The sequence below is a fragment of the Pseudomonas silensiensis genome (assembly GCF_050434865.1).
GTDB lineage: Bacteria > Pseudomonadota > Gammaproteobacteria > Pseudomonadales > Pseudomonadaceae > Aquipseudomonas > Aquipseudomonas fluorescens_W.
Window position 1 is genome coordinate 115,835 of sequence record NZ_JBNDJH010000015.1, and the last position, 24,678, is coordinate 140,512.

General features: G+C 59.5%; 26 protein-coding genes. 17 read left to right on the top strand and 9 right to left on the bottom strand.

Annotation, left to right across the window (positions count from 1 at the left end):
• Positions 1–53 precede the first annotated feature (53 nt).
• Both QF010_RS21340 and QF010_RS21345 read right to left on the bottom strand, forming a co-directional pair.
• Entirely contained in the window at positions 54–269 is a 216-nt protein-coding gene (locus QF010_RS21340) for a DUF4287 domain-containing protein (RefSeq protein WP_033054469.1), read from the bottom strand.
• A gap of 76 nt (positions 270–345) precedes the next feature.
• The gene (locus QF010_RS21345) at positions 346–1,230 is read right to left on the bottom strand and encodes a LysR family transcriptional regulator (RefSeq protein ID WP_033054467.1); all 885 of its coding nucleotides are present in this window, start codon (positions 1,228–1,230) and stop codon (positions 346–348) included.
• Between the two features lie 121 nt (positions 1,231–1,351).
• Here QF010_RS21345 and QF010_RS21350 point away from each other — a divergent pair, with 121 nt between their 5' ends.
• The 3 genes from QF010_RS21350 to lldD all read left to right on the top strand — a co-directional run bounded on the left by QF010_RS21350 (position 1,352) and on the right by lldD (position 6,119).
• Positions 1,352–3,001, top strand: a complete 1,650-nt coding sequence (locus tag QF010_RS21350) for a GMC family oxidoreductase (protein ID WP_429533889.1) — start codon at positions 1,352–1,354, stop codon at positions 2,999–3,001.
• A 155-nt stretch (positions 3,002–3,156) separates the two neighbouring features.
• Positions 3,157–4,779 carry an MFS transporter gene (locus tag QF010_RS21355; protein ID WP_033054465.1) on the top strand — a complete coding sequence of 541 codons (1,623 nt, stop codon included), beginning with the start codon at positions 3,157–3,159 and terminating at the stop codon, positions 4,777–4,779.
• Positions 4,780–4,976: 197 nt separating this feature from the next.
• A complete protein-coding gene (lldD, locus tag QF010_RS21360) occupies positions 4,977–6,119 on the top strand; it encodes an FMN-dependent L-lactate dehydrogenase LldD (protein ID WP_429533890.1) in 1,143 nt (380 codons plus the stop codon).
• 63 nt (positions 6,120–6,182) lie between these two features.
• Here the strand turns inward: lldD and QF010_RS21365 are convergent, their stop codons facing one another.
• Positions 6,183–6,551, bottom strand: coding sequence for a DUF427 domain-containing protein (locus QF010_RS21365; protein WP_033054462.1), 369 nt, complete (start codon positions 6,549–6,551; stop codon positions 6,183–6,185).
• A 314-nt stretch (positions 6,552–6,865) separates the two neighbouring features.
• On the opposite strand from QF010_RS21365, the gene QF010_RS21370 reads away from it, so the two are divergent.
• The 7 genes from QF010_RS21370 (at position 6,866) to QF010_RS21400 (ending at position 13,677) form a co-directional block, all read left to right on the top strand.
• Positions 6,866–9,097 (top strand): C1 family peptidase, encoded by a 2,232-nt coding sequence (locus QF010_RS21370; protein WP_429533891.1) that lies wholly within the window; start codon positions 6,866–6,868, stop codon positions 9,095–9,097.
• Between the two features lie 118 nt (positions 9,098–9,215).
• On the top strand, positions 9,216–11,165 hold the full coding sequence (locus QF010_RS21375; protein ID WP_429533892.1) for a DNA topoisomerase III: 1,950 nt from the start codon (positions 9,216–9,218) through the stop codon (positions 11,163–11,165).
• Between the two features lie 78 nt (positions 11,166–11,243).
• Complete coding sequence (locus tag QF010_RS21380) at positions 11,244–11,873, top strand: glutathione S-transferase family protein (RefSeq protein ID WP_033054458.1); 630 nt, start codon at positions 11,244–11,246, stop codon at positions 11,871–11,873.
• 23 nt (positions 11,874–11,896) lie between these two features.
• The gene (locus QF010_RS21385) at positions 11,897–12,400 is read left to right on the top strand and encodes a GNAT family N-acetyltransferase (protein ID WP_033054456.1); all 504 of its coding nucleotides are present in this window, start codon (positions 11,897–11,899) and stop codon (positions 12,398–12,400) included.
• Positions 12,401–12,546: 146 nt separating this feature from the next.
• Positions 12,547–12,699: a hypothetical protein gene (locus tag QF010_RS21390; RefSeq protein ID WP_007946257.1), complete on the top strand. Its 153-nt coding sequence runs from the start codon at positions 12,547–12,549 to the stop codon at positions 12,697–12,699.
• 221 nt (positions 12,700–12,920) lie between these two features.
• Positions 12,921–13,250, top strand: a complete 330-nt coding sequence (locus QF010_RS21395) for a hypothetical protein (RefSeq protein WP_429510204.1) — start codon at positions 12,921–12,923, stop codon at positions 13,248–13,250.
• A gap of 124 nt (positions 13,251–13,374) precedes the next feature.
• Positions 13,375–13,677, top strand: coding sequence for a hypothetical protein (locus QF010_RS21400; protein WP_429510205.1), 303 nt, complete (start codon positions 13,375–13,377; stop codon positions 13,675–13,677).
• Here the strand turns inward: QF010_RS21400 and cynR are convergent.
• Positions 13,663–14,568: a transcriptional regulator CynR gene (gene cynR, locus QF010_RS21405; RefSeq protein ID WP_429533893.1), complete on the bottom strand. Its 906-nt coding sequence runs from the start codon at positions 14,566–14,568 to the stop codon at positions 13,663–13,665. The two genes, QF010_RS21400 and cynR, sit on opposite strands and share 15 nt — an antisense overlap.
• Before the next feature lie 124 nt (positions 14,569–14,692).
• Between cynR and cynS the strand changes: the two genes are divergently transcribed.
• Complete coding sequence (gene cynS / locus QF010_RS21410; protein ID WP_008151471.1) at positions 14,693–15,160, top strand: cyanase; 468 nt, start codon at positions 14,693–14,695, stop codon at positions 15,158–15,160.
• A gap of 181 nt (positions 15,161–15,341) precedes the next feature.
• Entirely contained in the window at positions 15,342–16,004 is a 663-nt protein-coding gene (locus QF010_RS21415) for a carbonic anhydrase (RefSeq protein WP_429533894.1), read from the top strand.
• A 78-nt stretch (positions 16,005–16,082) separates the two neighbouring features.
• Here the strand turns inward: QF010_RS21415 and QF010_RS21420 are convergent, their stop codons facing one another.
• Together QF010_RS21420 and QF010_RS21425 are read right to left on the bottom strand one after the other, a co-directional pair.
• Positions 16,083–16,412: a BON domain-containing protein gene (locus QF010_RS21420; protein ID WP_033054448.1), complete on the bottom strand. Its 330-nt coding sequence runs from the start codon at positions 16,410–16,412 to the stop codon at positions 16,083–16,085.
• Positions 16,413–16,579: 167 nt separating this feature from the next.
• Entirely contained in the window at positions 16,580–18,082 is a 1,503-nt protein-coding gene (locus QF010_RS21425) for an aldehyde dehydrogenase family protein (protein WP_429533895.1), read from the bottom strand.
• Between the two features lie 166 nt (positions 18,083–18,248).
• Here QF010_RS21425 and QF010_RS21430 point away from each other — a divergent pair, with 166 nt between their 5' ends.
• Positions 18,249–19,040, top strand: coding sequence for an N-acetylmuramidase domain-containing protein (locus tag QF010_RS21430; protein WP_429533896.1), 792 nt, complete (start codon positions 18,249–18,251; stop codon positions 19,038–19,040).
• Between the two features lie 9 nt (positions 19,041–19,049).
• On the opposite strand, the gene glsB is transcribed toward QF010_RS21430, so the two are convergent.
• Positions 19,050–19,958: a glutaminase B gene (gene glsB, locus QF010_RS21435; RefSeq protein WP_033054442.1), complete on the bottom strand. Its 909-nt coding sequence runs from the start codon at positions 19,956–19,958 to the stop codon at positions 19,050–19,052.
• A 419-nt stretch (positions 19,959–20,377) separates the two neighbouring features.
• Here glsB and QF010_RS21440 point away from each other — a divergent pair, with 419 nt between their 5' ends.
• Genes QF010_RS21440 through QF010_RS21455 form a run of 4 tightly spaced genes read left to right on the top strand, consistent with a single transcriptional unit; the run spans position 20,378 to position 22,564 of the window.
• Positions 20,378–20,581, top strand: a complete 204-nt coding sequence (locus QF010_RS21440; protein ID WP_033054440.1) for an HvfA family oxazolone/thioamide-modified RiPP metallophore — start codon at positions 20,378–20,380, stop codon at positions 20,579–20,581.
• A 57-nt stretch (positions 20,582–20,638) separates the two neighbouring features.
• Entirely contained in the window at positions 20,639–21,154 is a 516-nt protein-coding gene (locus tag QF010_RS21445) for an HvfX family Cu-binding RiPP maturation protein (RefSeq protein WP_429533897.1), read from the top strand.
• A gap of 50 nt (positions 21,155–21,204) precedes the next feature.
• Complete coding sequence (locus QF010_RS21450; RefSeq protein WP_429533898.1) at positions 21,205–21,828, top strand: glutathione S-transferase family protein; 624 nt, start codon at positions 21,205–21,207, stop codon at positions 21,826–21,828.
• A gap of 37 nt (positions 21,829–21,865) precedes the next feature.
• On the top strand, positions 21,866–22,564 hold the full coding sequence (locus tag QF010_RS21455) for a dienelactone hydrolase family protein (protein ID WP_033054434.1): 699 nt from the start codon (positions 21,866–21,868) through the stop codon (positions 22,562–22,564).
• A 52-nt stretch (positions 22,565–22,616) separates the two neighbouring features.
• Here QF010_RS21455 and QF010_RS21460 read toward each other — a convergent pair whose 3' ends face one another.
• Positions 22,617–23,591 carry a nitrilase-related carbon-nitrogen hydrolase gene (locus QF010_RS21460; protein ID WP_429533899.1) on the bottom strand — a complete coding sequence of 325 codons (975 nt, stop codon included), beginning with the start codon at positions 23,589–23,591 and terminating at the stop codon, positions 22,617–22,619.
• A 104-nt stretch (positions 23,592–23,695) separates the two neighbouring features.
• Positions 23,696–24,628, bottom strand: a complete 933-nt coding sequence (locus tag QF010_RS21465) for a GlxA family transcriptional regulator (RefSeq protein WP_429533900.1) — start codon at positions 24,626–24,628, stop codon at positions 23,696–23,698.
• Positions 24,629–24,678 lie beyond the last annotated feature (50 nt).

Genomic DNA, 24,678 nt, shown 5'->3' on the forward strand with positions numbered 1-24,678 from the left:
GGGCGATGACGCTGGTGCACATCACCCTCATCCCTTTTTGAACGGCTGGCCGATCACTTTTTTGCACTCGCTAAATGGTGCGCAACCAAAGCATTCGCATGACCATGCCCCATACCATGCTCAGTCTTCAGCCACGCCACCATTTCCATATGTTTCTTACCGCTCACTGTTCCGAGCAGATCCAGCCAGTGGCTGATGGGCTGTCCGTACTTTTTCTCGATTGACGGGAAGTACGACGCTGGGCCTTTCACTTTTGTATCTTCGCTCATGCTGCAAGCTCCCTTTATCGCGACGGAGTGTCGGATAACGCTCCTTGTCGTCATCCAATAGACTGGACGACAAACGTTATCCCATCAACAGCCCCTGCTCCGCCTCACACAGCCCCACCACGTAATCCCACAACACCCGCAACCGCACCGACTTGTGCAGCTCACGTCGAGTACTGATCCAGTAGCTGCGCTGGATGCTTTCATCCGGCAACAACGGCACCAGGCCGGGATCGGCGCTGGCCATGTAGCACGGCAGCACGGCAATCCCCAGGCCTGAGCGCGCAGCCTGTTGCTGGGCGATGACGCTGGTGCTGTGAAACACCACCTGCGGATTGCGGCAAAAGCTGTTGAGGAACATCAGTTCCTGGCTGAACAGCAAGTCATCGACATAGCCGATCCAGGCGTGGCGAGCGAGGTCTTCGCGGCTGCGCAGCGGTGGCGAACGATCCAGATACTCTTGGCTTGCATACAGCGCCAATCGATAGTCAGTCAGTTTGCGCGTGACCAGCATGTCGGCGGCCGGGCGTTCGAGGTGGATGCTGATTTCGGCCTCGCGATTGAGGATGCTGACGAACCGCGGCACCGCCACCAGTTCCACTTCCAGCCCCGGATAACGTTCGAACAAGCCGTTCATGCGGCTGGCGAGGAACATGATGCCCAAGCCTTCGGTCACGCCGACGCGGATCTTGCCCAGCGGCGCCGTGGACTGAGTGATTTCTTCCTGCGCCAGCAGCGCGACGTTTTCCATCGCTTCGGCATGTTTGAGCAACGCTTCGCCCGCCGGGGTCAGCTCATAACCCTGGGCATGCTGAACAAACAACGCGGTGCCGAGGCTCTTTTCGATGGCCTCGATGTGCCGGGCTACAGTGGCGTGGGTGGTGTTCAAACGGCGGGCAGCGGTGAGCAAACGCCCGCTGCGCTGCAATTCGAGAAAAAACCGCAGGTCATTCCAGTCGAACATGAACCGTCCTTGAGGTGGGGCTGTTTAAAAACGCACAGCGGCTGCGCAAAAACTAACATTCTTTTGACGAAAGCTAACAACTAGGATGACCGACAACAAGAACAACAAGATGAGGTCACGGATGCAGACTTCCCTGGATGAATACGACTACATCGTGGTCGGTGCCGGCCCGGCCGGTTGTTTACTGGCCAATCGATTGTCGGCCGACCCGCAGAATCGCGTCTTGCTGCTCGAAGCCGGCGGCCGCGATAACTATGCGTGGATTCACATCCCCGTGGGTTACCTGTTCTGCATCGGCAACCCGCGCACCGACTGGTGCTTCAAGACCGAAGCGCAACCCGGCCTGCAAGGTCGCGCCCTGAGTTACCCGCGTGGCAAGGTGCTCGGCGGCTGTTCCTCGATTAACGGCATGATCTACATGCGCGGCCAGGCCGGCGACTACGACGGCTGGGCGGCTCAGGGCAATCCCGGCTGGAGCTGGAACGATGTGCTGCCGTTGTTCAAAAAGAGCGAAAACCATTTTGCCGGCGACTCGGAGTTTCACGGTGCCGCCGGGGAATGGCGGATCGAACGTCAGCGACTGTCATGGCCGATTCTCGATGCCTTCCGCAGCGCCGCCGAGCAAAGCGGCATCGCCAGCATCGATGACTTCAACCAGGGCGACAACGAAGGCTGCGGCTACTTCCAGGTCAACCAGAAATCCGGTATTCGCTGGAACGCGGCCAAGGCGTTTCTCAAACCGATCCGCAACCGCCCCAATCTCACCGTGCTGACCGACGTCGAAGTGGATCGAGTGCTGCTGGAAAACGGCCGCGCGTCAGCGGTCAGCGCGCGTTGGCAGGGTCAGGCGAAAACCTTCAAGGCGCGCAAGGAAATCGTGCTGTGCGCCGGTTCCGTCGGCTCACCAAGCATCCTGCAACGTTCCGGGATCGGCCCTCGCCAGCTGCTGCAAAAACTGGGGATCGGCGTTGCCCATGAACTGCCCGGCGTGGGTGGCAATCTGCAGGATCACCTGCAACTGCGCCTGATCTACAAACTGGAAAACGCCCGCACCCTTAACCAGATCGCCGGCAGCCTGTGGGGCAAGATGGGCATGGGCCTGCGTTACCTGTATGACCGCAGCGGTCCGTTGTCCATGGCGCCGAGCCAACTTGGAGCCTTCGCCCGTTCGGGGCCGGAGCAGACGTCGGCGAATCTCGAATACCACGTTCAGCCGCTGTCGCTGGAGCGTTTCGGCGAACCGTTGCATGCCTTCCCCGCCTTCACCGCGTCGGTGTGCGATCTGCGCCCGCAAAGCCGTGGTCGCATCGAGATCCGCTCCACCGATCCGCAGGAAGCACCACTGATTCAGCCCAATTACTTGAGCCATCCGGAGGACTTGCGGGTGGCAGCGGATGCCATTCGCCTGACCCGCCGCATCGTCGCCGCACCGGCGCTGCAAGCATTCAAACCGGTCGAGTACTTGCCCGGCGACAGCTTGCAGAGCGAAGAACAATTGCACGAAGCCGCCGCCCGCATCGGCACCACCATCTTCCATCCGGTCGGCACCTGCCGCATGGGTAACGACGCGGATGCCGTGGTCGATGCGCAACTCAAAGTCCACGGCATCCCCGGCCTGCGCATCGCCGACGCCTCGATCATGCCGCGCATCACCTCGGGCAACACTTGTTCGCCTACGCTGATGATTGCCGAAAAGGCAGCACAACTGATGCTTACCGCTAATGTTGACACTCCCCCTGTGGGAGCGAGCTTGCTCGCGATGACGGTGTGACATCCAACATCAGTGTTGACTGACACACCGCTATCGCGAGCAGGCTCACTCCTACAGGGGATCGCACTGAATTTACGGACGTTGAAAATTACCCGCTGCAAGGAACACGCAACACCAGTGGAACAAAAAAAACAATCACTGTGAGGGATACCGATATGTCAGAACATGTTCAGCCTCTGGAAGCCGTGCGCAGCGCGGGCACCAGCCGGGAAACCCAGAAAGTCATCTTCGCCTCGTCACTCGGGACGGTCTTCGAGTGGTACGACTTTTTCCTCTATGGCGCCCTCGCGGCGGTGATCAGCAAACAGTTCTTCGCCGGGGTCAACGACACCACGGCGTTTATCTTTGCGCTAATGGCCTTCGCTGCCGGCTTCATCGTGAGGCCATTCGGCGCCTTGGTGTTCGGCCGGTTGGGGGACATGATCGGGCGTAAATACACGTTCCTTGCAACCATCATCCTCATGGGCCTGGCGACCTTCTGCGTCGGGTTGCTGCCGACCTACTCGAGCATCGGCATTGCCGCGCCGATCATCCTCGTGGTGCTGCGCATGCTTCAGGGCCTGGCTCTGGGTGGTGAATACGGCGGCGCTGCCACTTACGTGGCAGAACACGCGCCGATGGGAAAACGCGGTTTCCACACCAGCTGGATTCAGTCCACCGCGACCCTCGGTTTACTGCTGTCGCTGCTGGTGGTGCTCGGTTGCCGCTACTTCACCGGTGACCAGTTCGAAGTCTGGGGCTGGCGGATTCCGTTCCTGTTTTCGATCATTCTGCTGGGGATCTCGACCTGGATTCGCATGAGCCTGCACGAGTCGCCGGCGTTCGTGAAAATGAAAGAGGAAGGCAAGCTCTGCAAGTCGCCGCTGCGCGATTCCTTCGGCAAATGGGAAAACCTGAAAGTCGTGCTGATCGCCCTGTTCAGCATCAATGCCGGGCAAGCCGTGACCTTCTACGCTGCGCAATTCTACGTGCTGTTCTTCCTCACCCAGTTCTTGAAAATGGACCCGGCGCTGGCCAACAGCTTGCTGATTGTCAGCGTGATCATCGGCGCACCGTTCTTTATTTTCTTCGGCTGGCTGTCGGATAAAGTCGGGCGCAAACCGGTGCTGATGATCGGCCTGCTGCTGGCGACTGCACTGTACTTCCCGATCTTCAAGTCCATCGCCCACTACGCCAACCCGGCCATCGACCAGGCCAGCCGTCAGGCACCGATCACCGTGCTGGCGGACCCGGCCACCTGCACCTTCCAGTTCGACCCGGTGGGCAAGGCGAAATTTGATAGCCCGTGCGACAAGGTCAAAACCTTCCTGGTGAAACAGGGCCTGCCCTACAACAGCGAAGCGGCCCCGGCCGGCAGCGCCGTGCAGGTGAGCGTCGGTGAAGTGAAGCTCGATGGTTACGATGAAGCGGCCCTGCGTGGCGCCGTGACCCTGGCCGGGTATCCGTCAAAAGCCGATACACAACAGGTCAACAAACCGATGATCGTGGCGCTGATGGTGGCGCTGATCATTATTTCCGCCATGTGCTACGGCCCGCTGGCAGCGCTGATGGTCGAACTGTTCCCGACCCGCATCCGCTACACCTCGATGTCCCTGCCGTACCACATCGGTAATGGCTGGTTCGGCGGTTTCCTGCCAACGGTGTCGTTTGCCTTGGTGGTGTACACCGGGGACATCTTCTACGGGCTCTGGTACCCGGTGCTGATTACCGGGGTGAGCCTGGTTGTCGGGATGATCTGTTTGCGTGAGACCAAGAACGTGGATCTGGATACCAACTGAGTTCACTACAATCCCATGTGGCGAGGGCGCTTGCTCCCGTTGGCCTGCGCAGCAGGCCTAATCCAGCCGCCTCGGCGTGTCAGAACCATCGAGTTGGCTGGATTTGGGTGGCTTCGCCACCCAGCGGGAGCAAGCTCCCTCGCCACAGGGTAAGCTCGACGAAATCGGCAGCCCCGCCACTCACAGACAGAGGCACCATGATCATTTCATCCGCATCTGACTATCGCGAGGCAGCACGTCGCAAACTCCCGCGTTTTTTGTTTGATTACATTGATGGCGGGGCTTATGCAGAGCACACCCTTAGGGCCAATAGCGCTGATCTGACCGGCATCAGCCTGCGTCAGCGCATTCTGAAAAACGTCGAAACCCTGAGCCTTGAAACCACCCTCTTCGATCAACCACTTTCAATGCCGATCATCTTGGCGCCGGTCGGCCTGACAGGCATGTTTGCCCGTCGTGGTGAAGTGCAGGCGGTAAAAGCGGCGGAAAACAAAGGCATCCCGCTGTGCCTTTCAACGGTTTCGGTGTGCTCGATCGAGGAAGTCTCGGCACAAAGCCAACAGTCCATCTGGTTTCAGCTGTATGTGTTGAAGGACAGAGGCTTCATGAAAAATGCACTGGAGCGGGCGAAGGCCGCCGGTGTGAAAAACCTGGTGTTTACCGTGGACATGCCCACACCCGGCGCCCGATACCGGGACGCACATTCGGGCATGTCAGGTCCTTTTGCATCATCGCGGCGAATGCTTCAGGCCATGACCAAACCCGACTGGGCATTCAACGTTGGCCTCATGGGGCGTCCACACGACCTGGGCAATATCTCGAAGTACCTGGGCAAAGCCGTCACGCTCGAAGACTACATGGGCTGGTTGGCCAACAACTTCGACCCTTCGATCAGCTGGAGCGATCTGGAGTGGATTCGTGAGTTCTGGAAAGGCCCGATGATCATCAAAGGCATTCTCGATCCTCAAGATGCCAGGGATGCGGTCAGTTTTGGCGCGGACGGCATTGTCGTGTCGAATCACGGCGGGCGACAGCTGGATGGCGTGCTCTCCACCACCAAGGCATTGCCGCCCATCATGCAAGCCATCGGCAATGATCTGACGGTGCTGGTCGACTCGGGAATCCGCTCGGGGCTTGATGTGGTACGGATGTTGGCGCTGGGCGCAAAAGGCGTATTGCTGGGGCGTTCCATGGCCTATGCACTGGCCGCCGATGGTCAACGAGGAGTGGAAAACATGCTGGATATCTTCGCCAAGGAAATGCGCGTCGCCATGACTCTGACCGGGGTGACTTCGATCAGTCAGATTGATGAATCCACACTGGTGGATGCTGTTCGATGAGCTGAACAGCTGACCTTAAAACGCCGCGCCAATACGCGGCGTTTTCGTTGACGAAAGCGGCCATCACTCGACGTCTTCGAGAAGCTCAAAGGTCACTTGATCGGGATAAAACGCCAAGTAACCGCGAATCTGCTCTACCGACACTTTGGGGTCTTCATAGCTCCACACCGCGTTAGCGCCCTCATGCCCCGGGACTTGCAGGCTGAAATAGCTGGCATCGCCCTTGTAGGGGCAATAACTCGTGTGGTCGGTGCGGGCAAAGTACTTTTCGTCGATGTCCTCCCGCGGTACGTAATACACCGGAGGATAGTTGGCCTCGAGCAACACCAGCGCCCGTGCGGACGCGGCCACCTGGAAACCGTGAAACTTTACAAGCAGGCAGCCCGGCTGCTCTGCGATGGTGATGACAGGACTAGGACCGGTGCTTTTCATGAAATACGTTCCTCATGAGGCTGATGGGCTGCGCTGCAGCCCCAAAACCTGAGACCACGACTTTCAGGTATAACCCAGATTTTGCACTTATGACGGCTTCGCAGCCGAACGGGACGGTGCGGCGTTCCGATGAGCTTCCTCGACGACCTGGATAATGCCAAGCCCTGCACCGTGAGGTCCTTTCCTTCCCCCGAATTGAATATTCGAAGTCGGCGAAACATCGTCTACGATCAATAGCACCGTTGTCACCCCTACTGCGCAGTCAGGCAGTCGTGGCGTGGGGGTTCGAGTCTCAGAAACTTGAGGGTCTCCCCATGCCCGCCACGAAGTTTTCTCTCGATCAGAAAATCATCACCCTCGACGCCCGTCCCGATCGCCTCGACCTGCGCGATCGGATCTTCACCCCACGGGTCCAGTCGCTGCCGCCCTCCTGGCCCGCCGACAAAGACATCGCCACCGAACTCTCGGCGTACCTGGGTAAAGGCCTGGCGCTGTACCAAGGCAACGAAGGTGCATGCACCGGGTTCGGGCTGGCGGCAGTGGTCAACTATCTGTTGTGGCTGCGGGATCGGGCGTCCATCAAGACGAGCCCGCGTCAGCTGTATCATCTGGCCAAACTCTATGACGAATGGCCAGGCGAGGACTACACCGGTTCCAGTTGTCGCGGCGCCTTGAAAGGATGGCATAAGCACGGAGTCTGCGCGGAGGAACTGTGGCCCTATACCGTCAAGCCCGACGGATCGGTTCCGGCGTTTGAAGCACCCGCCGAGAATTGGGCCATGGACGCCGTGACCCGGCCGCTGGGGGTTTACTACCGCGTCGAGAAAGACGACATCACTGCCATGATGGCGGCGCTGTACGAAGCGGGTGCACTTTACGTTTCCGCCAATGTGCATCAGGGCTGGGCACTGATGCAGCCCAAAGGCAAAAGACGTTCGCCGACGGTGTTCCAGAGCATGTCTGAGCTACCCGTCATCAAGTGGCCGGCAACCCCTCAGGGCGGTCACGCCTTTGCCTTGATCGGGTACACCAGTCAGGGGTTCATCGTGCAGAATTCCTGGTCCACCGACTGGGGATTTTCGGGCTTCGCCATCCTGACGTTCGAGGACTGGCTGGCCAATGGCACCGACGCCTGGACCGTGGCCCTCGGTGTGCCGATCGAACACGGCGGGTTATCGCACAACGCGCGGCCTTCACGTTCCCGGGCCGATGTTCAATCAGCGTTTCGCAGCGCCCTGTCGAGCTCCAACGCCAAGCGTGAAGGTTTCTCGCTGTTCACCGCCGGTGCCCGCGATACCGGTCGCAAGGGGCTTCCCCTGTTGACCATGGATCAGGCGTATGGCCTGACCATCGTGATGGAAAACAACGGCAGCATTGGCCCCCGTCTCACCGACGTGGAAAACGTCCGCGCAGGCGTCAAGCGAATCGTCTACGAGGCGCCTCGTGCCTGGTACGACAAGCTCCCGGCGGCCAGCAAACCCGCCGTGCTGCGCATCGCCATCATTGCCCACGGCGGGCTCAACTCCGAGCAGGATTCCATCAACCGAATCTGTGCGATGGCGCCCTACTTTCTTGAAAACGGCGTCTATCCCCTGTTTGTCACCTGGCGCACCGGGGCGCTGGAGACGTTTGCCGACATCGTCCAGGACGCCCTCCCAGGTCTGTTTCCCGGGGCGGGTGGCATCAGCGATGTGTTGAAGACGCTCAAGGACAAGGCCCTGGAAGGTTTTGATCGCACGGTGGAACTGGCGACCAAAAAACTCGGCGGAGACCAGTGGAGCCAGATGAAGCAGAACGCCGAAGCGGCCGCAGTCGCAGGCTTTACCCCGCGCGGGCTGGTGGAAATGGCCGAGAACCTGAAAAAACTGATCGCCGACATGGGCAAGAAAAACGTCGAGCTTCATCTGATCGGTCATTCCGCCGGGTCCTTGATCAATGGCCACTTGGCTCAACTGCTGTCAGCCAGAAGCTTGGCCATCGAAACGTCAACGCTGATGGCCCCGGCCTGCACCCTCGATTTCGCCAACCAGACCTACCGCAAAGTCATCGAAGGTGGAGGCCTCAAGCGCAAGGATTTCCATATCTACATCATGTCCGACAGCCGCGAACAGGATGACAACGTCATCGGCGTGTACCACAAGTCACTGCTGTACCTCGTTTCCCGGGCCTATGAAGAACTGCAACGCATGCCGCTGCTGGGCATGGCCAAAAGTCTGGACAAGGACTTCCAGGACTTCAGCAATCCCGATCTGGCGGAGTGGAACATTGCCGCCAAGAACATGACCGAGCAGTGGAACCAGTTTTACTTTGGGAAAACCATTCCGGCCGGGTTTGCCGCAACGGGTCGCGGGCTTCCCGAAGCGTTCGCGCAAACCCTGCATATCTTCAACGATCCGAAAATGAACTATGGCGGGGGCACCAAAAAAGACACCTCCCACGGAGGCTTCGATAATGATGTGAACGTGATTACCGCAGCGTTGCTGACCATTCTCAGGCGAGAGCCCGACGGGAAGCTGGACCAGCCGGTGATTAACCTGAACTACTGAGGAGCCTGTGCAATGAATCGCAACGCATCGACTGTACATCCATACAGATAAAGATTGCCCCATCGCTCATCAGCCGCCATTCTGTGCACCTCTCGACAGTTGATGAGCGATGGTGGTTATGCGGCTGTACCTCTGTGAAAAACCTTCCCAGGCCAAAGACATTGCGGCCGTCCTCGGCGCCCGGCGTCGTGGCGACGGCTGCTGGCTGGGAACGGACGTCACGGTGACCTGGTGCATCGGCCATCTGCTGGAAACCGCGCCGCCCGACGCCTATGACGCGCGCTACAAGCGATGGGTGCTGGCGGACCTGCCGATCATTCCAGAGAAGTGGAAGATGACCGTCAAACCGCGTACGGCCAGCCAGTACAAAGCGGTCAAGCGGCTGCTCGGCGAGGCCACGGAACTGGTGATCGCCACCGACGCCGACCGTGAAGGCGAGATGATCGCCCGGGAACTGGTGGAGCATTGCCGTTATCGCGGGCCGATCCAGCGGCTATGGCTGTCGGCGCTGGACGATGCGTCGATCCGCAAGGCGCTGGCAGCCCTGAAGTCGGGGGCCGAGACCTTCAGCCTTTACCATTCGGCACTCGGTCGCTCGCGGGCGGACTGGTTGATCGGGATGAACATGAGTCGGCTGTTCACGCTGCTGGGGCGTCAGTCGGGTTATCAGGGCGTATTGCCGGTCGGTCGGGTGCAAACGCCAACCCTGCGCCTGGTGGTGGATCGCGACCGCAGCATCGCCGATTTCGTGCCGGTCGCCTATTGGGCCATCGATGTGCAACTGCTGCACGACGGCACCACGTTCACCGCCCAGTGGCGTGCAGCCTCCGAGGTTTGCGACGATCAGGATCGCTGCCTGAATCAGGCGTTGGCGCAAAAGGCAGCGGCAGCCATTGGCAGTGCGGCGAGTGCAAGGGTGATCAAACTGCGCACCGAGCGAATGCGCGAAGTCGCACCCCTGCCCTTCGATCTGGGCACCTTGCAGGAAGTCTGCTCGAAGAAGCTCGGGCTCGGCGCTCAGGAAACCCTCGATATTGCCCAGGCCCTGTACGAAACCCACAAGGTCATCACCTATCCCCGCAGCGACTGCGGATATCTGCCCGTGAGTCAGCACAGCGAAGCGCCGGGCATTCTGGCCGCGCTGAGGCAGGCTGATCCGGCACTGAACGCCTTGAACGATTTCCTGGAGCCTCAGCGCCGCTCACGGGCCTGGAACGACGCCAAGGTCAGCGCGCACCACGGCATCATCCCCACGGCCGCGGCGAAAAACCTCGAGCGACTGGTGGGCAAGCAGCGAGCGGTCTACACCCTGATCCGCGCGCGTTACCTGGCGCAGTTTCTGCCCAACCATGAATACGACCGGACCCAGGCTGATTTCGACTGCGCCGGTGAAGCCTTGCGTGCCGTCGGCAAGCAGATCGTCGAACCCGGCTGGAAGCGCGCCCTGCCCGAGGCCCTTGCCCCGGCCAAGGGCCGCGAAGCACCGGCGCCGCAAACGCTGCCGGCATTGGCCGAAGGACGTGACTGCGCGGTGGCCGACGTGAAGCTCAAGGACCTCTGGACGCAACCGCCCAAACCGTTCACCGAAGGCGATCTGATCAAGGCGATGAAGAACGTCGCCAAACTGGTGGAAGATCCGCTGCTCAAGCAGAAACTCAAGGACACCACCGGCATCGGCACTGAAGCGACCCGCGCCTCGATCATCCAGGGCCTGCTTGACCGTGGTTACCTGATCAAGAACGGCAAGGCCCTGGCCGCCACCCCGGCGGCGTTCAGCCTGATCGATGCCGTGCCGCGTGCCATCGCCGACCCCGGGACCACGGCGATTTGGGAGCAGGCGCTGGACATGGTGCAGAGCGGCGAGATGAGCCTCGAAGAATTCGTCACCAAGCAAGCCGCGTGGATGAGCAAACAGGTCGCCCGTTGCGCCGGCCTGAGCCTGACCATCAGCGGACCGGCAAGCCCCGCCGGGCGCGGTGCCACACCGTGGAAAAACAAACGCAAACCTGCCAAACGCAAGCCCTCGACCGGCACCAAACGCGCGGCAAAACCGGCGAGCAAGGCTTGAGGGCACTTCGAGCAAGCCAAAAGGGTCTAGTGTTCTTCAAGCCCGGCAACAGCCCCATTTTCTGATAAGGCATCGACCATGATTATCGTGCATCACCTGAACAACTCCCGTTCCCAGCGGATTCTCTGGTTGCTGGAAGAACTGGCCATCCCTTACGAGCTGAAATGCTATCAGCGCGACCCGAAGACCAACCTGGCACCGCCTGAATTGAAAGCGATCAATGCCCTGGGTAAATCACCGGTCATCGAAGACGGCGCGCAGAAGCTGATCGAGTCCTCGGCGATCATCGACTACCTTATTCGCCGCCATGGAGAGGGTCGCCTGCAACCCGATCCGTCCACCCCTGCCTATGACGAATACGTGCAGTGGCTGCATTTCGCCGAAGGCTCGGCGATGTTGCCGCTGATGTTGAACCTGTACGTGGGGCGTCTTGGTGAAGCCGGCGCGCCGTTGCATCCGCGGATTAATTCGGAGGTGGCCAACTACCTGGATTACCTCGACACGGCTCTGAGCCAGTCCGATTACCTGCTGGGCGATCAGTTCAGCGCCGCCGACATCCAGATGAGTTTTATCGGTGAGATCGCCAGAGCCCAAGGCAAGCTCGGCAACTATCCTCATATAGCGGCCTGGATTGAACGCTTTCAGGCTCGCCCGGCCTATCAAGCCGCACTGAAAAAAGGCGGAAAATACGATTTCGCCCCCCACTGAGTGCGCCTCAGGAGCCTACGAGCATGCCCTTGATAGAACTGCACGCCGCCCAGCGCGACGAACTGGAAACGATTGAAAACCTGATGCAGTTCTATATGTATGACTTCAGCGAGTGGCTGCCGCTGAAGCTCGGTGAGCATGGCTTCTTCAATGCTCAGCCCAAACCGGGTTACTGGCGAAAACCCGCAACCAGGCCGTTTCTGATCAAGGTCGACGGTGAATTGGCCGGCTTCGTGACGGTGGATGATGAAACCCATGTTCACGGCGCCGAGTACAACATCGGTTACTTTTTTGTCAGTCGACGCTTTCGTGGCCAAGGCGTCGCGACGTTTGTCGTTTCCACCCTCTTGAGCCGGTTCCCCGGTCAATGGCAAATTTTCCACCTCGACGCGAATCAGCCTGCGCGGCGGTTCTGGGCCAGGGTCTTGGCTGACCTCACCCATGGCGAGTTCACCCTGCATCAGCTGCCGGTAGACGGTTATCCCTGCACCGTTTACCGATTCCAAACGTCGTTGCCATCGCCCTGACTGGCGCTTTCCCCTTCCGCTTTTTAATTCCAAACGACTTTGTCCGACAATATGTAGTGACCAAAAATAATCACTACAAAACCGTTGACGCCTCCGATTTGCCCTTGCATGATGCAGACGTCTCCCCGATCGGGAGAACAGGCAACATGTTTGAGCAAGCTCGTCTGACCGCCGAGCTGTTTTTCCCGGATACACGCTGCCCACAAGGCAGATTGAAGAAGCTGACCTGGCCTGAACGTCCAGTACAAGGACGAGAAGCGCTGGCGATCAATCCTCATGAAGCTTGTGGTCGACCCTGAAAACGTCGGCAGTGGCCTGAAGGTTTTCGCTGCTTCTCCTCGTTGTGACGCTATTGCGTAGCAGTTATTCAACACGACTACATGCAACAGACGCGGGACCCCGTCAATTTGGCGGCCGACCGCTGACGTCCTGGTTTCGGTGCCAGGGATCAACTAACCGATGGGCTACTTGTATTAGCGAATCAACTTTGAAAGATCACCAAATGGTCAAGGGGCTTACTATGAATCTGAACAATCAACCTACTATCGATGAACTGGCTCGTATCTTCGCTGCGCAAAAAGACAGCCATGACAGCCATATTCTGTGGATCAGCAAGTCGGGCCAAGTGCATATCGACTGCCTGTCGCCTCACGCCCATGAAGCGGAGTTCGACAAGAACAACCAGAACCTGCTCGCCCGACTGAAGATGTACCGTCGCGGCCAAGGCTATGTCGGCAAGAAAGCCGCGGCAGACAAGGACTTCATCGGTAATGTTCTGCAAACGCTGAAACAGGCGTGGGCTTCGATGCAGAACCACAACGAAGTTCGGGTGATTGACCGGTTCTACTGATACCTCCACACCCCATCCATAAAAAGGCCCCGCTCGTCACATCGAGCGGGGCCTTTTTGTTTGTCTCGCATGCACCAAACAACGCTATTGTTAACCGTGTGCACTGGATCAATGGAGGTTTGTGATGAACATACAACTGACAGGCTTGCTGTTGCTCGTAATGGCCAGTGCTGCCCATGCAAACAGCATCATCGGCGTCCCGTTGTTCGATGCGGACTGCCCCGGCAAAATCATCGTCCACGCGGATCAGGACGGGCCGGTATTGATCAACAGCAAAGAAGCCGAGACCAAAGCCATTGATGACCGTCGATTCGAAGCCAAGGGTTCGGGCGTGGTCATCTCAATCCTCCTCAGCGATGACGACACAGTCACGGTGTCCTCCACGGGCAAGGCGCCTAATGGTGTGTGCCAATTAATAGAAGACTGATGCCGTCGACTCGCCTGCAGCCGCACCCAACACCAGCTCCATAAAAGCCACCGACGCTGCGCTGTGATAGTTGTTTTTACGTCGGAGCAGCGCGGCCCCTCGTTTGGGCGACTCCCCCGACAACGGGATTTTGCGCAACGCGCGGTCCTCGGTGGCAATGGGCTCCGGAAGGATGGTGGCGATGGCCGTGTGCCGAATGACTTCCAGCAAGGTGCTTACCGAGTTGACCTCGATCACCACCTTCGGCGTGATCTGCTCTTGGGCAAAGTACTCATCAATGCGGGTGCGGGTAACGAAGTCCGGGGCCAGCAGCGCAAACTCCAGCTGCGCAACCTCCTGCGCGGACAACGCGACCTGGCTTTCGTATAACGGGTGATCGCGCCCCACCATGACGCCCAACGTCTCGGTAAACGCCGGGATCGACTCGATGTCGGCATTTCTGACCTGGGTAAAGGCGATGGCGATGTCCAGTGAGTCATCCACCAGCCCGGCCTCGATGTCATCCATCGACAGCTCGAAAATTTGCAGATGGATGTTCGGATACCGCGCCACGTAATCACGCACCAGCGGTCCCACCAGGTACGCCATGAACGTTGGGGTCATGGCCAGTCGCAAGGTGCCGCGGGACAAGTCCTTCACGTCATGCAGGGCACGTTTACCCGCCTCCAGTTCCACCAGCACCCGACGAGCACATTCGATGTAGGCCTCGCCCGCATCGGTGGGTTTGACCGTGCGCGAGGTTCGGTCGAACAGGCTGACACCCAGGGTTTCTTCCAGTTGCCGGATCTGTTGGGACAGGGTCGGCTGTGAAACATGAAGCGCCTCGGCGGCGCGGGTGAAACCGCCGTGATCGGCGACCGCCAGCAAATAGCGCAAATGTCGGAGCAGCATGGGGAATCACCTTCTATAGGCTGTGCTTATGCGCTGCATTGTATATCGGTCTTGGACGCTATGGATCGATCAGCAGAAGATTGCTCCACACCCAAGCAACATCACTCCCGACAGGAGAAACACCATGCAACAGTCCCACGCTTACAACGACCCAAGCCTGGCCCTGACCACGTCGATCCTCGATGCAAAAGCGCGCAAAAACCTGTCCTGGCAGGACCTGACCGACGGCACCGGCCTCGGTCTGGCCTACGTCACTGCCGCCCTGCTCGGTCAGCACCCGCTGCCGGAAAGCGCCGCCAAAGTGATTGGCGAAAAACTCGACCTGGACGCGGACTCTGTCGCCCGCCTGCAGATCATCCCGTTGCGCGGCAGCCTCTCGGGTGTCCCAACCGACCCGACCATCTACCGCTTCTACGAAATGATCCAGATTTACGGCACGACCTTGAAAGCCCTGGTTCATGAGCAATTCGGCGACGGCATCATCAGTGCGATCAACTTCAAGCTCGACATGAAGAAAGTCGAAGACCCGGAAGGCGGCTCCCGCGCAGTGATTACCCTCGACGGCAAGTTCCTGCCGCTGCGTCCTTTCTAAGCGGATGCCGGCCCGCATCACCTTTAAACCGCTATATCCGTAGCAGCTGTCGAGCTTGCGAGGCTGCGTTCGGCTGCGCAGCAGTCGCCTGGCCCTGCGAGGACTTCGTCCTCGGACGCAGCCTCGCAGGCTCGGCAGCTGCTACAAAATGATCATTCGACTCACACATGAGGAAGTCGCCATGAAAGCGCTCATCGAAGGTTTTTTGAAGTTCCAGAAAGAAGCGTTTCCGCAACGGACCGACCTGTTCAAACACCTGGCCACCACCCAGCATCCGGGCACGTTGTTCATCACCTGTTCCGACAGCCGTGTCGTGCCGGAACTGCTGACCCAACAAGAACCCGGTGAACTGTTTGTGATCCGCAATGCCGGCAACATCGTGCCCTCCTACAGCCCTCACCCCGGCGGTGTGTCGGCCACGGTTGAATATGCGGTTGCAGTACTCGGCGTCACCGATATTGTGATCTGCGGGCACTCGGACTGCGGCGCCATGACCGCTGTCGCCAAGTGCACCTGCATGGACCACCTGCCCGCCGTCAGCGGCTGGTTGCAACACGCCGAGTCAGCGAAAGTCATCAACGAATCCCGCCCTCACGCTAATGAAGCGGCGAAGGTGAGTTCAATGGTTCGGGAGAATGTCATCGCGCAACTGGCCAATATCCAGACGCATCCGAGCGTGCGCCTGGCTCAGGAGAAAGGCCTGCTGAATTTGCATGGTTGGGTTTACGACATCGAGACCGGTTCGGTTGACGCGCTGGATGCCAACAGCCACCGTTTTGTGGCGCTCGCCGAGTATCCGGACACCTGCGCCCTTCAAGCCCGATCTATAGAAGCAGCCGCCTGAAGTGGGTATCCACTGGCAGAGACGATCGATGTGGCGCTCCCGGCTCGCGGGAGCGCCGCACTAACACAATCGGCAAGGTTATTTATCGTCCCGATTCTCAGGACTCTCTTCCGCGTTGGGTGGTTCTGGATAACTGCCTGGCGTGAACACGTGAGTCAGCAAGTCTCTGGCATCGACTTCGACGACCCCCTGAACCGAACGGGCCAGAGCAACAGCCTGTTCACACTGTTTATGGGTGTTGACGCGACCGCTCAATGCCACCGTGCCCCCGAGGGTTTTCACATGGATTTGCAGGCCGAGGCTGGGTTCGGCCATTGCCAGGGCTGACTTCACCCTCGCGGTAATCCACGTGTCGTGAACGCCCCTTTCCAGGTCATGAGAGTATTGTTGAAAGGAATGAAGTTTCATGGTGTGACCCTCTCTCCGTCATCAGATGCACTGCCCGTCCATTGGCTGTGCAGCCTTGACTCTCAGGCGAGCGTTATCGACATCTGATTCGTTTTGGAGTGCTCGCCACGCCCATACGGACGCACATTAAGTATAGTGCGGCCGTTGACCGGGGTCGTGGTGCTGGATCAGCGTTTGACCGACAGATCCGTCTGGGTCATGCGACTGCGGATCGTGAACACCCCATCGCCCGACAGAATCGCGCTACGAGCAAACAGGCGACCGCTCTCCCAGTTCGAAAGCCCCAGTTCCGGCTTGTTCAGCGCGTACTGTCCATCGACCCAGCGGGTAATCCCGTTGCCGACAAAAGGTGCGTTGACCGCGTTGTAGAAGCGTTCCTGAGCCGCGGCATCTTCACTGATCAACGACACGGTGAACTGCGGGCTATAGCGATTGAACAACGCAATGGCGCTGTCCAGGTCATCGACGATCTTCAGGCTGACTTCCGGGGTTTCCTCCCATTCCCACTCGCGGCCCAACTGATCCTCGGGCAGCGGTTCGGCCAACGCTTCGGTCTGATAGCCTTCGGCGCGGTACACCTCAACGCTGGCGGTCTGCCAATCGGTTGGCAAGTACGGCTCGCTGCCTTCGACGATGTGCAATTTGCAGCCCTGCCCGCGGGCGGTGCCGGCCTGTTGCAGCGCATCGAGGAACAGCGGCAGCAGTTCGGCGACGCGGTCACGGTGGATCAGACAGACGTTCATCGTGTTGCAGACTTTGCGATCCAGCGAATTGCGCACGACAGCGGCAAAGCGCTGGGCATCGGCGTCCTTGTCGGCGATCAGCCAGCCCCCCCCGGTGCCGTGCAGGCTGACGGCGGTGCCGGCCTGTTGGGCGATGCTGCCCAATTGACTGACGGCACGACCCGAACCACGGGCCACCGCCAGCGACAGACGCCGGTCAGCAAACATCGCCCAACCGGCGGCGTGATTGACGCTTTCCACCAGCGACACCGCGCCGGCCGGCAACCCGGCGTCGCTCAGTGCCGGATTCAGCGCGTGGGTGACGATGGCTTGCGCCGTGCCCAACGCATCGCTGCCAATGCGCAGCACCGCCGTGTTACCCGTGCGCAACACACCGGCGGCGTCGGCGAACACGTTCGGTCGGCCTTCGAAGACAAACGCGACGATGCCCAGCGGTGAGACCACTTGCTCGACTTTCCAGCCGTCATGCTCGATGCAACTGACCACTTTGCCGCGCGTGGCCGACGCGTCACGCCAGGCCCTGAGGCCGGCGATCATGTCACGGCGCATGCGTTCATCCGCCAGAAGCCGTGTGGTGGAACGCCCACGGGCCTTGGCCCGCTCGATGTCGGCCAGGTTGGCGGCTTCGATCAACGCCCAGCAGGCAGGGTCTTCCAGACGCTGGGCGAAGCGATCAAAGAACTCGCTAATGGCTTGATCCGAGACTGCAGACATTGCGCTGAACGCCGCTTCGGCACGTTCGATTGCAATGGCTGCCGCTTGCTGGTCAGCCACTGGAATCAGCAACAACTCGCCGCTGACCTGCTCCACCAGCAAATGGTCCCCGGGCTGAAAGCGCGCGGCCAATTCGGGGCTGACCACAGAGACACGATTCCCGGCGAAAGGGATAGGCGTGCCAGCGACTAGACGTTCGAGCGCAAGAGACATGAAGCGGTTTCACCATGCAGTGGGCGGCCGGAAAATGTATAGGAAAATCCCTGGAGCGTCATTAACCGCACGCCTGACCGATGATCGAAAACCCGGCGGCCCTGCACCCGGCGCTCCTACGCTAAAAGAGATACACCAGTGTTTCCTGTTATCCAAGGAGGCCGTCATGAGCGATGAATTCAAAAGCCATGGAGCGGCCCTTGACGAGGAAGGTCTGGCGCAGGCGCTGGATCTTGCCAAAGTCAGTGCCGCGCAACTATGGGCTGTTCTGGCAGTAGAAACTTCCGGCAACGGATACTTCTCCGATCGCCGTCCGAAAATCCTTTACGAGCGTCACGTATTCAGTCGGCTGACCCACCACGAGTTTGACGCACAACATCCCGATATCAGCAGCAAAACCCCCGGCAACTATGGCGCTTCGGGGGCGCATCAATACGACCGGTTGAATCTGGCCATGCGCCTGGACAGGAACGCGGCCCTGCAAAGTACCTCGTGGGGACTGGGCCAAACGATGGGGTTCAATTTCGCGCAAACGAACTCGGCGGATGTCGAGGCGATGGTCAAGCGCATGGTCGCCTCGGAGAACGACCAATTGCTCTGCACCATTGGCGAGTTGATCGGAGGCGGTTCGGTGGCGGCATTGCGGGCCAAGGACTGGGCAAACTTTGCACGCCGCTACAACGGTCCCAACTACGCGATCAACAACTACGACGTGCGACTCAGCGCGGCGTATCAGAAGTTTTCCTATGGAGGGACGCCGGACCTGAGAATCCGTATGGCGCAAACCTACTTGACGTACCTGGGCTGGCATCCCGGCCCTGTCGACGGCATCGTCGGCAAACAGACCCGGGATGCGATGAATCTCTTTCAGGCAAAAGAGCACCTGAATATCACCACGGTGCTGGACGATGAAACGCTGGCGTGTCTGCGCAGCCGGGTCGAAGCGTTACCGATCTGACCCACGTGTCTAGAACACCGACCAGCCAATCCGCTGACTCAGCAACTCCAGCGCGGCCATGCCCGCGAGGGAGTTGCCAGCGGTGTTCAACTCCGGTGACCAGACGCACACCGTGAATTGTCCCGGCACCACCGCGACAATCCCCCCGCCTACACCGCTTTTGCCGGGCAAACCGACGCGATAGGCAAAGTTGCCGGCTTCATCGTAGAGGCCGCTGGTGGCCATGATCGAGTTGACCTGCTGGGTCTGGCGGGCGGTGAGGATCTGTTCGCCGCTGTGCTTGCAGAAACCGTCATTGGCCAGAAAACAGAACGCCCGCGCCAGATCCACGCAGCTCATGCGCAGCGCGCAATGGCTGAAGTAACTGCGCAGCACCGCTTCGACGTCGTTATGGAAATTGCCAAAAGACTGCATCAGATAAGCCATCGCAGCATTGCGCGCGCGATGCTGGTATTCGGACTCGGCGACCTTGCCGTCCACCATGACTTGCGGGTTACCGGACAGCCGACGGACAAAGTCGCGCATCGACAGCGCCGGCGCGGCAAAGCGTGACTGGTTGATGTCGCAGATCACCAGCGCACCGGCATTGATGAAGGGATTGCGCGGGCGTCCGCGCTCGAACTCCAGTTGCACCAGCGAATTGAACGGCTGGCCGGAAGGCTCGTGACCCAGGCGCTTCCAAATGTCTTCGCCGGAATGTTCGATGGCCTGCACCAGGCTGAACACCTTGGAAATACTCTGCACCGAGAACAGCGTATGGGCATCGCCAGCGCAATACAGCTCGCCGTCATTGCCATACACCGCGATGCCCAACTGATCGGCCGGCACCGTACCGAGGGCGGGAATGTAATCAGCCACCTTGCCCTGGCCGATCAGAGGACGTACTGCGTCAAGGATCTCGTTCAACAGCGCTTGCATGCCGGGTTCCGAAGTCACGCCCCATGGGATTGCGGGGACACAGACGCTAGACGTCAGCGGCCGGTAGCGGATCACACTATCTGTAGCAGCTGTCGAGCCCTGGCGAGGCTGCGTTCGGCTGCGCAGCAGTCGTAATCCCTGTGCACGTGATTTACCTGGATTACCGAGTCGATCGATTTCACGACTGCTCCGCAGCCGAACGCAGCCTCGCTGGGGCTCGACAGCTGCTACAGGATTGGGTTGGCTGAGGAGTTTCAGGGTTACGTATCACATTGTGTACAGCGCCCCTCCCGACACACCCCGCCTCTAAATCCCCACACCAAAGACACATCGCAGATACACCTGCTTGATGAACTGTGCCTGTCGATTGGCCACGCCGATCAAAGCGCTCAACTCACTCAATGCTACGGAGTATCACCATGTTCAAGCTCTCGACTTCTTCCTTGACCCTCGGCCTGATCATCGCTGGCGGCCTGGCCCTGTCCAACGTGGCTTCGGCCTCCGAGTCCGAGGCGTTCAGCATGAAACAACTGGCCCACGGCTACAGCCAGGTCCAGGCCGACACGGCATCAAAACCGGCGGAAGGTAAATGTGGCGAAGGCAAGTGCGGCGCCGGCGAGTAACCCACTGTGTGGGGCACCGCGGTGCCCCTCCTCCCTGACTGAATGGAGATCAAGCCCATGACCACCTCACTCTCATCGGCCGTGAAAGGCCTGCACCTGAACCTCGACCGTGCCGGTAGCTGGATCGCGCCGCTGACCCTGCGGCTGTTCCTCGCCTGGGAATTCTTCGAATCAGGCCTGGAAAAATTCAATGGCGAAAACTGGTTCGCCGATATTCAGGACAGCTTCCCGTTCCCCTTCAACCACGTGCCGACCACGTTGAACTGGGAACTGTCGATGTGGGCCGAACTGATCTGCGCCCTGGCCATACTGGTCGGCCTGGGAACGCGGATCTCGGCAATCATTTTGATCGTGGTCACGGTCGTCGCGACCGCCGCCGTTCACTGGCCGGCCGATTGGTCTACATTGAGTGAGCTTGCCCAGGGTTACGCCATCAGCAACAAGGGTCATGGCAATTTCAAACTGCCGCTGATCTACCTCGCGGCCTTTATGCCGCTGTTGCTCTCGGGTGCCGGCAAGCTCAGCCTCGATGCGCTGCTGGCTCGAGTCTTCTGGCGTCGCGATCACCGCTAAAGCGCCAGGGACTCGATAAAGTCCCTCGGTTCAATAGTGGAGCAATCGTCATGAGTCTCACCCTCTATGGTTTTGACGGCAGTAGTTATGTGCGCACCGTGAAGATGCTGCTGGTGGAAAAAGACGCGGACTTCGACCAGGTGCAGGTCAACGTGATCAAAGGCGAGCCGCAGCTGCCAGAACATTTGGTGCGTCACCCCTTCGGCAAGGTGCCGGTTATCGATCATGACGGGTTCCGGGTGATCGAAACCGGCGCGATCGTCGCCTACCTGGACGAAGTCCTGCCAGGCCCGTCCATCACCCCTGATAACGCCCACGACCGCGCTCGCACCCACATGGCCCAAAGCATTTACGATGCCTATGGCTACGCCAACCTTGTGCAAGTGTTCGGCTACCATCTTTTTCCTGACTTTATTGGCGGGCAGAATGAAGATTCGCGCCGCAAAGGCATCGAAAATTCGAAGCGGGTGCTGCGCGAGCTGATGAAAATAAAAGGCACCGATCCCTATATCGCAGGTCTTGAACCCAGCATCGGCGACTTTTACCTGGCGCCGGGCTGCGCCTACATCGCCATGACCCCGGATGCACCGCTGGTATTTTCGGTGGACGGTTTCGACGGATGGTGGAAACGTATGCAGTCTCTGCCAAGCTTCAAGGCCACGCAGCCGAAATAAGCTTCACCCCCCCTCACTTGTGTAGACAGGAGCCACCATGAGCGTGACCACCCAATGGATCGAGATCGACAGCGCCGAAGGTAAATTCGGCGCTTACCTGGCGATTCCGCACACCCGCAAAGGCCCGGGGATCGTGTTGATCCAGGAAATCTTCGGCGTGAATGAACACATCCGCGCGGTTGCCGAACAATACGCTGCCGACGGTTACCTGGTGATTGCACCGGACCTGTTCTGGCGCAGCGGCCAGCGCATTGAACTGACCTACGACGAGGCCGGCTGGAAACGCGCCGTCGAGTTGATGAACGCCACCGACGTCGGCAAGGCACAGACCGACATCGAACTGGCCATCGACGCCCTGAAAGCCCAGCCGGGCCTGGACGGCGGGATCGCCTCGCTTGGTTACTGCTTCGGTGGTTTGCTCTCGTACCTCACCGCCGCGAATGGGCTGGTGGACGTGGCCATCGCCTATTACGGCGGCGGAATCCAGAACCAACTCGACCGGGCCGATGAAATCGAAGTGCCGCTGCTGATGCACTTCGGTGAACAGGACAGCCACATCCCACTGGAAGCCGTGGAGAAAATCGCCGAGCGTTTCGAGAACAGCGATTACGTCGAAATTGTCGTGTATCCGGAAGCGGAACATGGCTTCAACTGCTCGCACCGCGACAGCTACAACCAACGCGCAGCGGCTGAGGCCCATGGCAATACGTTGATCTTTTTGGGTCAGGAACTGTAAGACCGGACGAGCAAAAGGGGACTTTAAAAGTCCCCTTTTTTGTACCTGCCGTTTAACGAGTAATTTCTTCCACCACCTCGGTCACCGCCAATTTCGGATGCGCACTGCGTTCATGCACATGGCTCGTCGGTGTGCGGTCGATCAGCAGGCTCAGCAGTTCCGGACGGCTGTAGTGACCGCGCGAATCCATCATGCGTTTGCGTTTGTCGATCAGACCCATGTCGAGGTCGACGATCACCTCGCCTTCGCCTTCGGTCAGCGAGCCCAACACCGAACCGTCCGGGCTGATGATCGCAGTGAAGCAACCACCGGAAATCGGGCCGATGGGGCAACCGGTGTCGGCCATGATTTGCGCCTGTTGTTCAGGGTTCAGCCACGCGGTGGAGTTGACCACGAAGCACGCGGCCTCCAAGGCATGCTGGCGGATGCTGACCTCCATTTGTGAAGCAAACAACGGCCCCGCAAACGATCCTGGGTACATCGCCGCATGGATCTGTTCGCCGTCGGCCATCAGGGCATAACGGGCCAACGGGTTGTAATGTTCCCAGCACGCCAGTTGGCCGATGCGCCCTACTGCGCTGTCGGTGGCGCGCAGGCCGGAGCCGTCGCCCATGCCCCAGATCATGCGTTCGTGATAAGTCGGGGAAATCTTGCGCCGATGTTGGATCAGGGTGCCGTCGGCATCGAACAACAACTGCGTGTTGTACAGCGTACCGCCGTCACGTTCATTGACGCCGATGGAGACCACCATGCCGGCCTGTCTGGCGGCGGCGCCGATGGCCTCGGTGGCAGCCGAAGGGACCGTGACGGCCTGATCCAGCAGTTTGAGGTGTTCAGCCGCCATTTCGAAAGGCGTTTGAACGAAGGAGAAGTACGGGTAGTAAGGCACGATGGTTTCCGGGAACACGGCGAACTGCACGCCCTGCTCACCGAGTTCGAGAATCTTCTGCACCACTTTGTCGACGGTGCCTTCACGGCTGTAAAGAACGGGACTGATTTGTACGGCAGCGGCTTTTACGAGGGTCATGGCGGTGATCTCATTGAGGGAGTGGACTTCAACGAGATCAAAATTACGCCAATAATATTTAGACCGAAATGTCGAATACACCACCTTTTAGGACATCCCGAACATCACCCGCGATTCGCGCGCTGAATCACTTGCGGCGGCTGGCCAAATGCACGGATAAACGCCCGACGCATTCGCTCCCGATCGCCAAAACCGGTATCGGTCGCCACCACGTCGATGGGGTGTCGACCGGTTTCCATCATCAGACGCGCCGCTTCCACGCGCAGGTTTTCGATGGCCTTGGCCGGTGATTGCCCGGTTTCGGCATGGAACACGCGACTGAACTGCCGAGGGCTGAGGTTGGCGGCGCCGGCCAGTTCCTCGACCGACAGCGCGGACTTCAGGTTCTGCTTGGCATAGGCCAGCGCGGCCTGGATGCGATCGGTCTTGGGCTCCAGTTCGAGCATCACCGAAAACTGCGACTGCCCTCCCGCGCGCCGGTGGTACACCACCAATTGCCGGGCCACCCGCCGCGCGACTTCCGCACCCAGATCCTTTTCCACCAACGCCAGCGCCAGATCGACGCAGGCGCTCATGCCCGCAGCCGTCCAGATGTTGCCGTCGTTGATGAAGATCCGGTCTTCCTCGACCTTCACCTTCGGGTACGCCTTCTGCAGTGCCGGTGCATGGCACCAGTGAGTGGTCGCCCGTCGACCGTCCAGCAAACCGGCCTCGGCCAGTGCAATCGCGCCGGTGCAGATCGAGCCCAGCCGCCGAGTGGTCCGGCTGGCGTTGCGCAAAAACGCCACCATGCCCGGTGATACCGGACGGATCAGGTTGTCGCCCAGCACCAGCAGCGTGTCGAACGAGCGCTGGTCGAACGCCGAGGTTTCCACACCAAACCCGGCGGAGGTCTGCACCGTACCGCCGCGCTCGGACAGCAAGGCAATGTTGTACGCCGGTTCGTCGGTGGCCATGTTGGCCAACTCGAACGTGGCGCACATCGCCAGGCCCAACACCTGAAACCCGGGGTAAACGATGAGTCCGATGGTGTGCATGGTGGCGGCTTCTTTTGACCTTAAAGGTGGCATGACGGATTTTACCGCCA

Bases quoted from the DNA above. Each gene is read 5' to 3' on its own strand.
- QF010_RS21340 (WP_033054469.1), bottom strand. From the start codon at position 269: ATGAGCGAAGATACAAAAGTGAAAGGCCCAGCGTCGTACTTCCCGTCA.
- QF010_RS21345 (WP_033054467.1), bottom strand. From the start codon at position 1,230: ATGTTCGACTGGAATGACCTGCGGTTTTTTCTCGAATTGCAGCGCAGC.
- QF010_RS21350 (WP_429533889.1), top strand. From the start codon at position 1,352: ATGCAGACTTCCCTGGATGAATACGACTACATCGTGGTCGGTGCCGGC.
- QF010_RS21355 (WP_033054465.1), top strand. From the start codon at position 3,157: ATGTCAGAACATGTTCAGCCTCTGGAAGCCGTGCGCAGCGCGGGCACC.
- lldD (WP_429533890.1), top strand. From the start codon at position 4,977: ATGATCATTTCATCCGCATCTGACTATCGCGAGGCAGCACGTCGCAAA.
- QF010_RS21365 (WP_033054462.1), bottom strand. From the start codon at position 6,551: ATGAAAAGCACCGGTCCTAGTCCTGTCATCACCATCGCAGAGCAGCCG.
- QF010_RS21370 (WP_429533891.1), top strand. From the start codon at position 6,866: ATGCCCGCCACGAAGTTTTCTCTCGATCAGAAAATCATCACCCTCGAC.
- QF010_RS21375 (WP_429533892.1), top strand. From the start codon at position 9,216: ATGCGGCTGTACCTCTGTGAAAAACCTTCCCAGGCCAAAGACATTGCG.
- QF010_RS21380 (WP_033054458.1), top strand. From the start codon at position 11,244: ATGATTATCGTGCATCACCTGAACAACTCCCGTTCCCAGCGGATTCTC.
- QF010_RS21385 (WP_033054456.1), top strand. From the start codon at position 11,897: ATGCCCTTGATAGAACTGCACGCCGCCCAGCGCGACGAACTGGAAACG.
- QF010_RS21390 (WP_007946257.1), top strand. From the start codon at position 12,547: ATGTTTGAGCAAGCTCGTCTGACCGCCGAGCTGTTTTTCCCGGATACA.
- QF010_RS21395 (WP_429510204.1), top strand. From the start codon at position 12,921: ATGAATCTGAACAATCAACCTACTATCGATGAACTGGCTCGTATCTTC.
- QF010_RS21400 (WP_429510205.1), top strand. From the start codon at position 13,375: ATGAACATACAACTGACAGGCTTGCTGTTGCTCGTAATGGCCAGTGCT.
- cynR (WP_429533893.1), bottom strand. From the start codon at position 14,568: ATGCTGCTCCGACATTTGCGCTATTTGCTGGCGGTCGCCGATCACGGC.
- cynS (WP_008151471.1), top strand. From the start codon at position 14,693: ATGCAACAGTCCCACGCTTACAACGACCCAAGCCTGGCCCTGACCACG.
- QF010_RS21415 (WP_429533894.1), top strand. From the start codon at position 15,342: ATGAAAGCGCTCATCGAAGGTTTTTTGAAGTTCCAGAAAGAAGCGTTT.
- QF010_RS21420 (WP_033054448.1), bottom strand. From the start codon at position 16,412: ATGAAACTTCATTCCTTTCAACAATACTCTCATGACCTGGAAAGGGGC.
- QF010_RS21425 (WP_429533895.1), bottom strand. From the start codon at position 18,082: ATGTCTCTTGCGCTCGAACGTCTAGTCGCTGGCACGCCTATCCCTTTC.
- QF010_RS21430 (WP_429533896.1), top strand. From the start codon at position 18,249: ATGAGCGATGAATTCAAAAGCCATGGAGCGGCCCTTGACGAGGAAGGT.
- glsB (WP_033054442.1), bottom strand. From the start codon at position 19,958: ATGCAAGCGCTGTTGAACGAGATCCTTGACGCAGTACGTCCTCTGATC.
- QF010_RS21440 (WP_033054440.1), top strand. From the start codon at position 20,378: ATGTTCAAGCTCTCGACTTCTTCCTTGACCCTCGGCCTGATCATCGCT.
- QF010_RS21445 (WP_429533897.1), top strand. From the start codon at position 20,639: ATGACCACCTCACTCTCATCGGCCGTGAAAGGCCTGCACCTGAACCTC.
- QF010_RS21450 (WP_429533898.1), top strand. From the start codon at position 21,205: ATGAGTCTCACCCTCTATGGTTTTGACGGCAGTAGTTATGTGCGCACC.
- QF010_RS21455 (WP_033054434.1), top strand. From the start codon at position 21,866: ATGAGCGTGACCACCCAATGGATCGAGATCGACAGCGCCGAAGGTAAA.
- QF010_RS21460 (WP_429533899.1), bottom strand. From the start codon at position 23,591: ATGACCCTCGTAAAAGCCGCTGCCGTACAAATCAGTCCCGTTCTTTAC.
- QF010_RS21465 (WP_429533900.1), bottom strand. From the start codon at position 24,628: ATGCACACCATCGGACTCATCGTTTACCCCGGGTTTCAGGTGTTGGGC.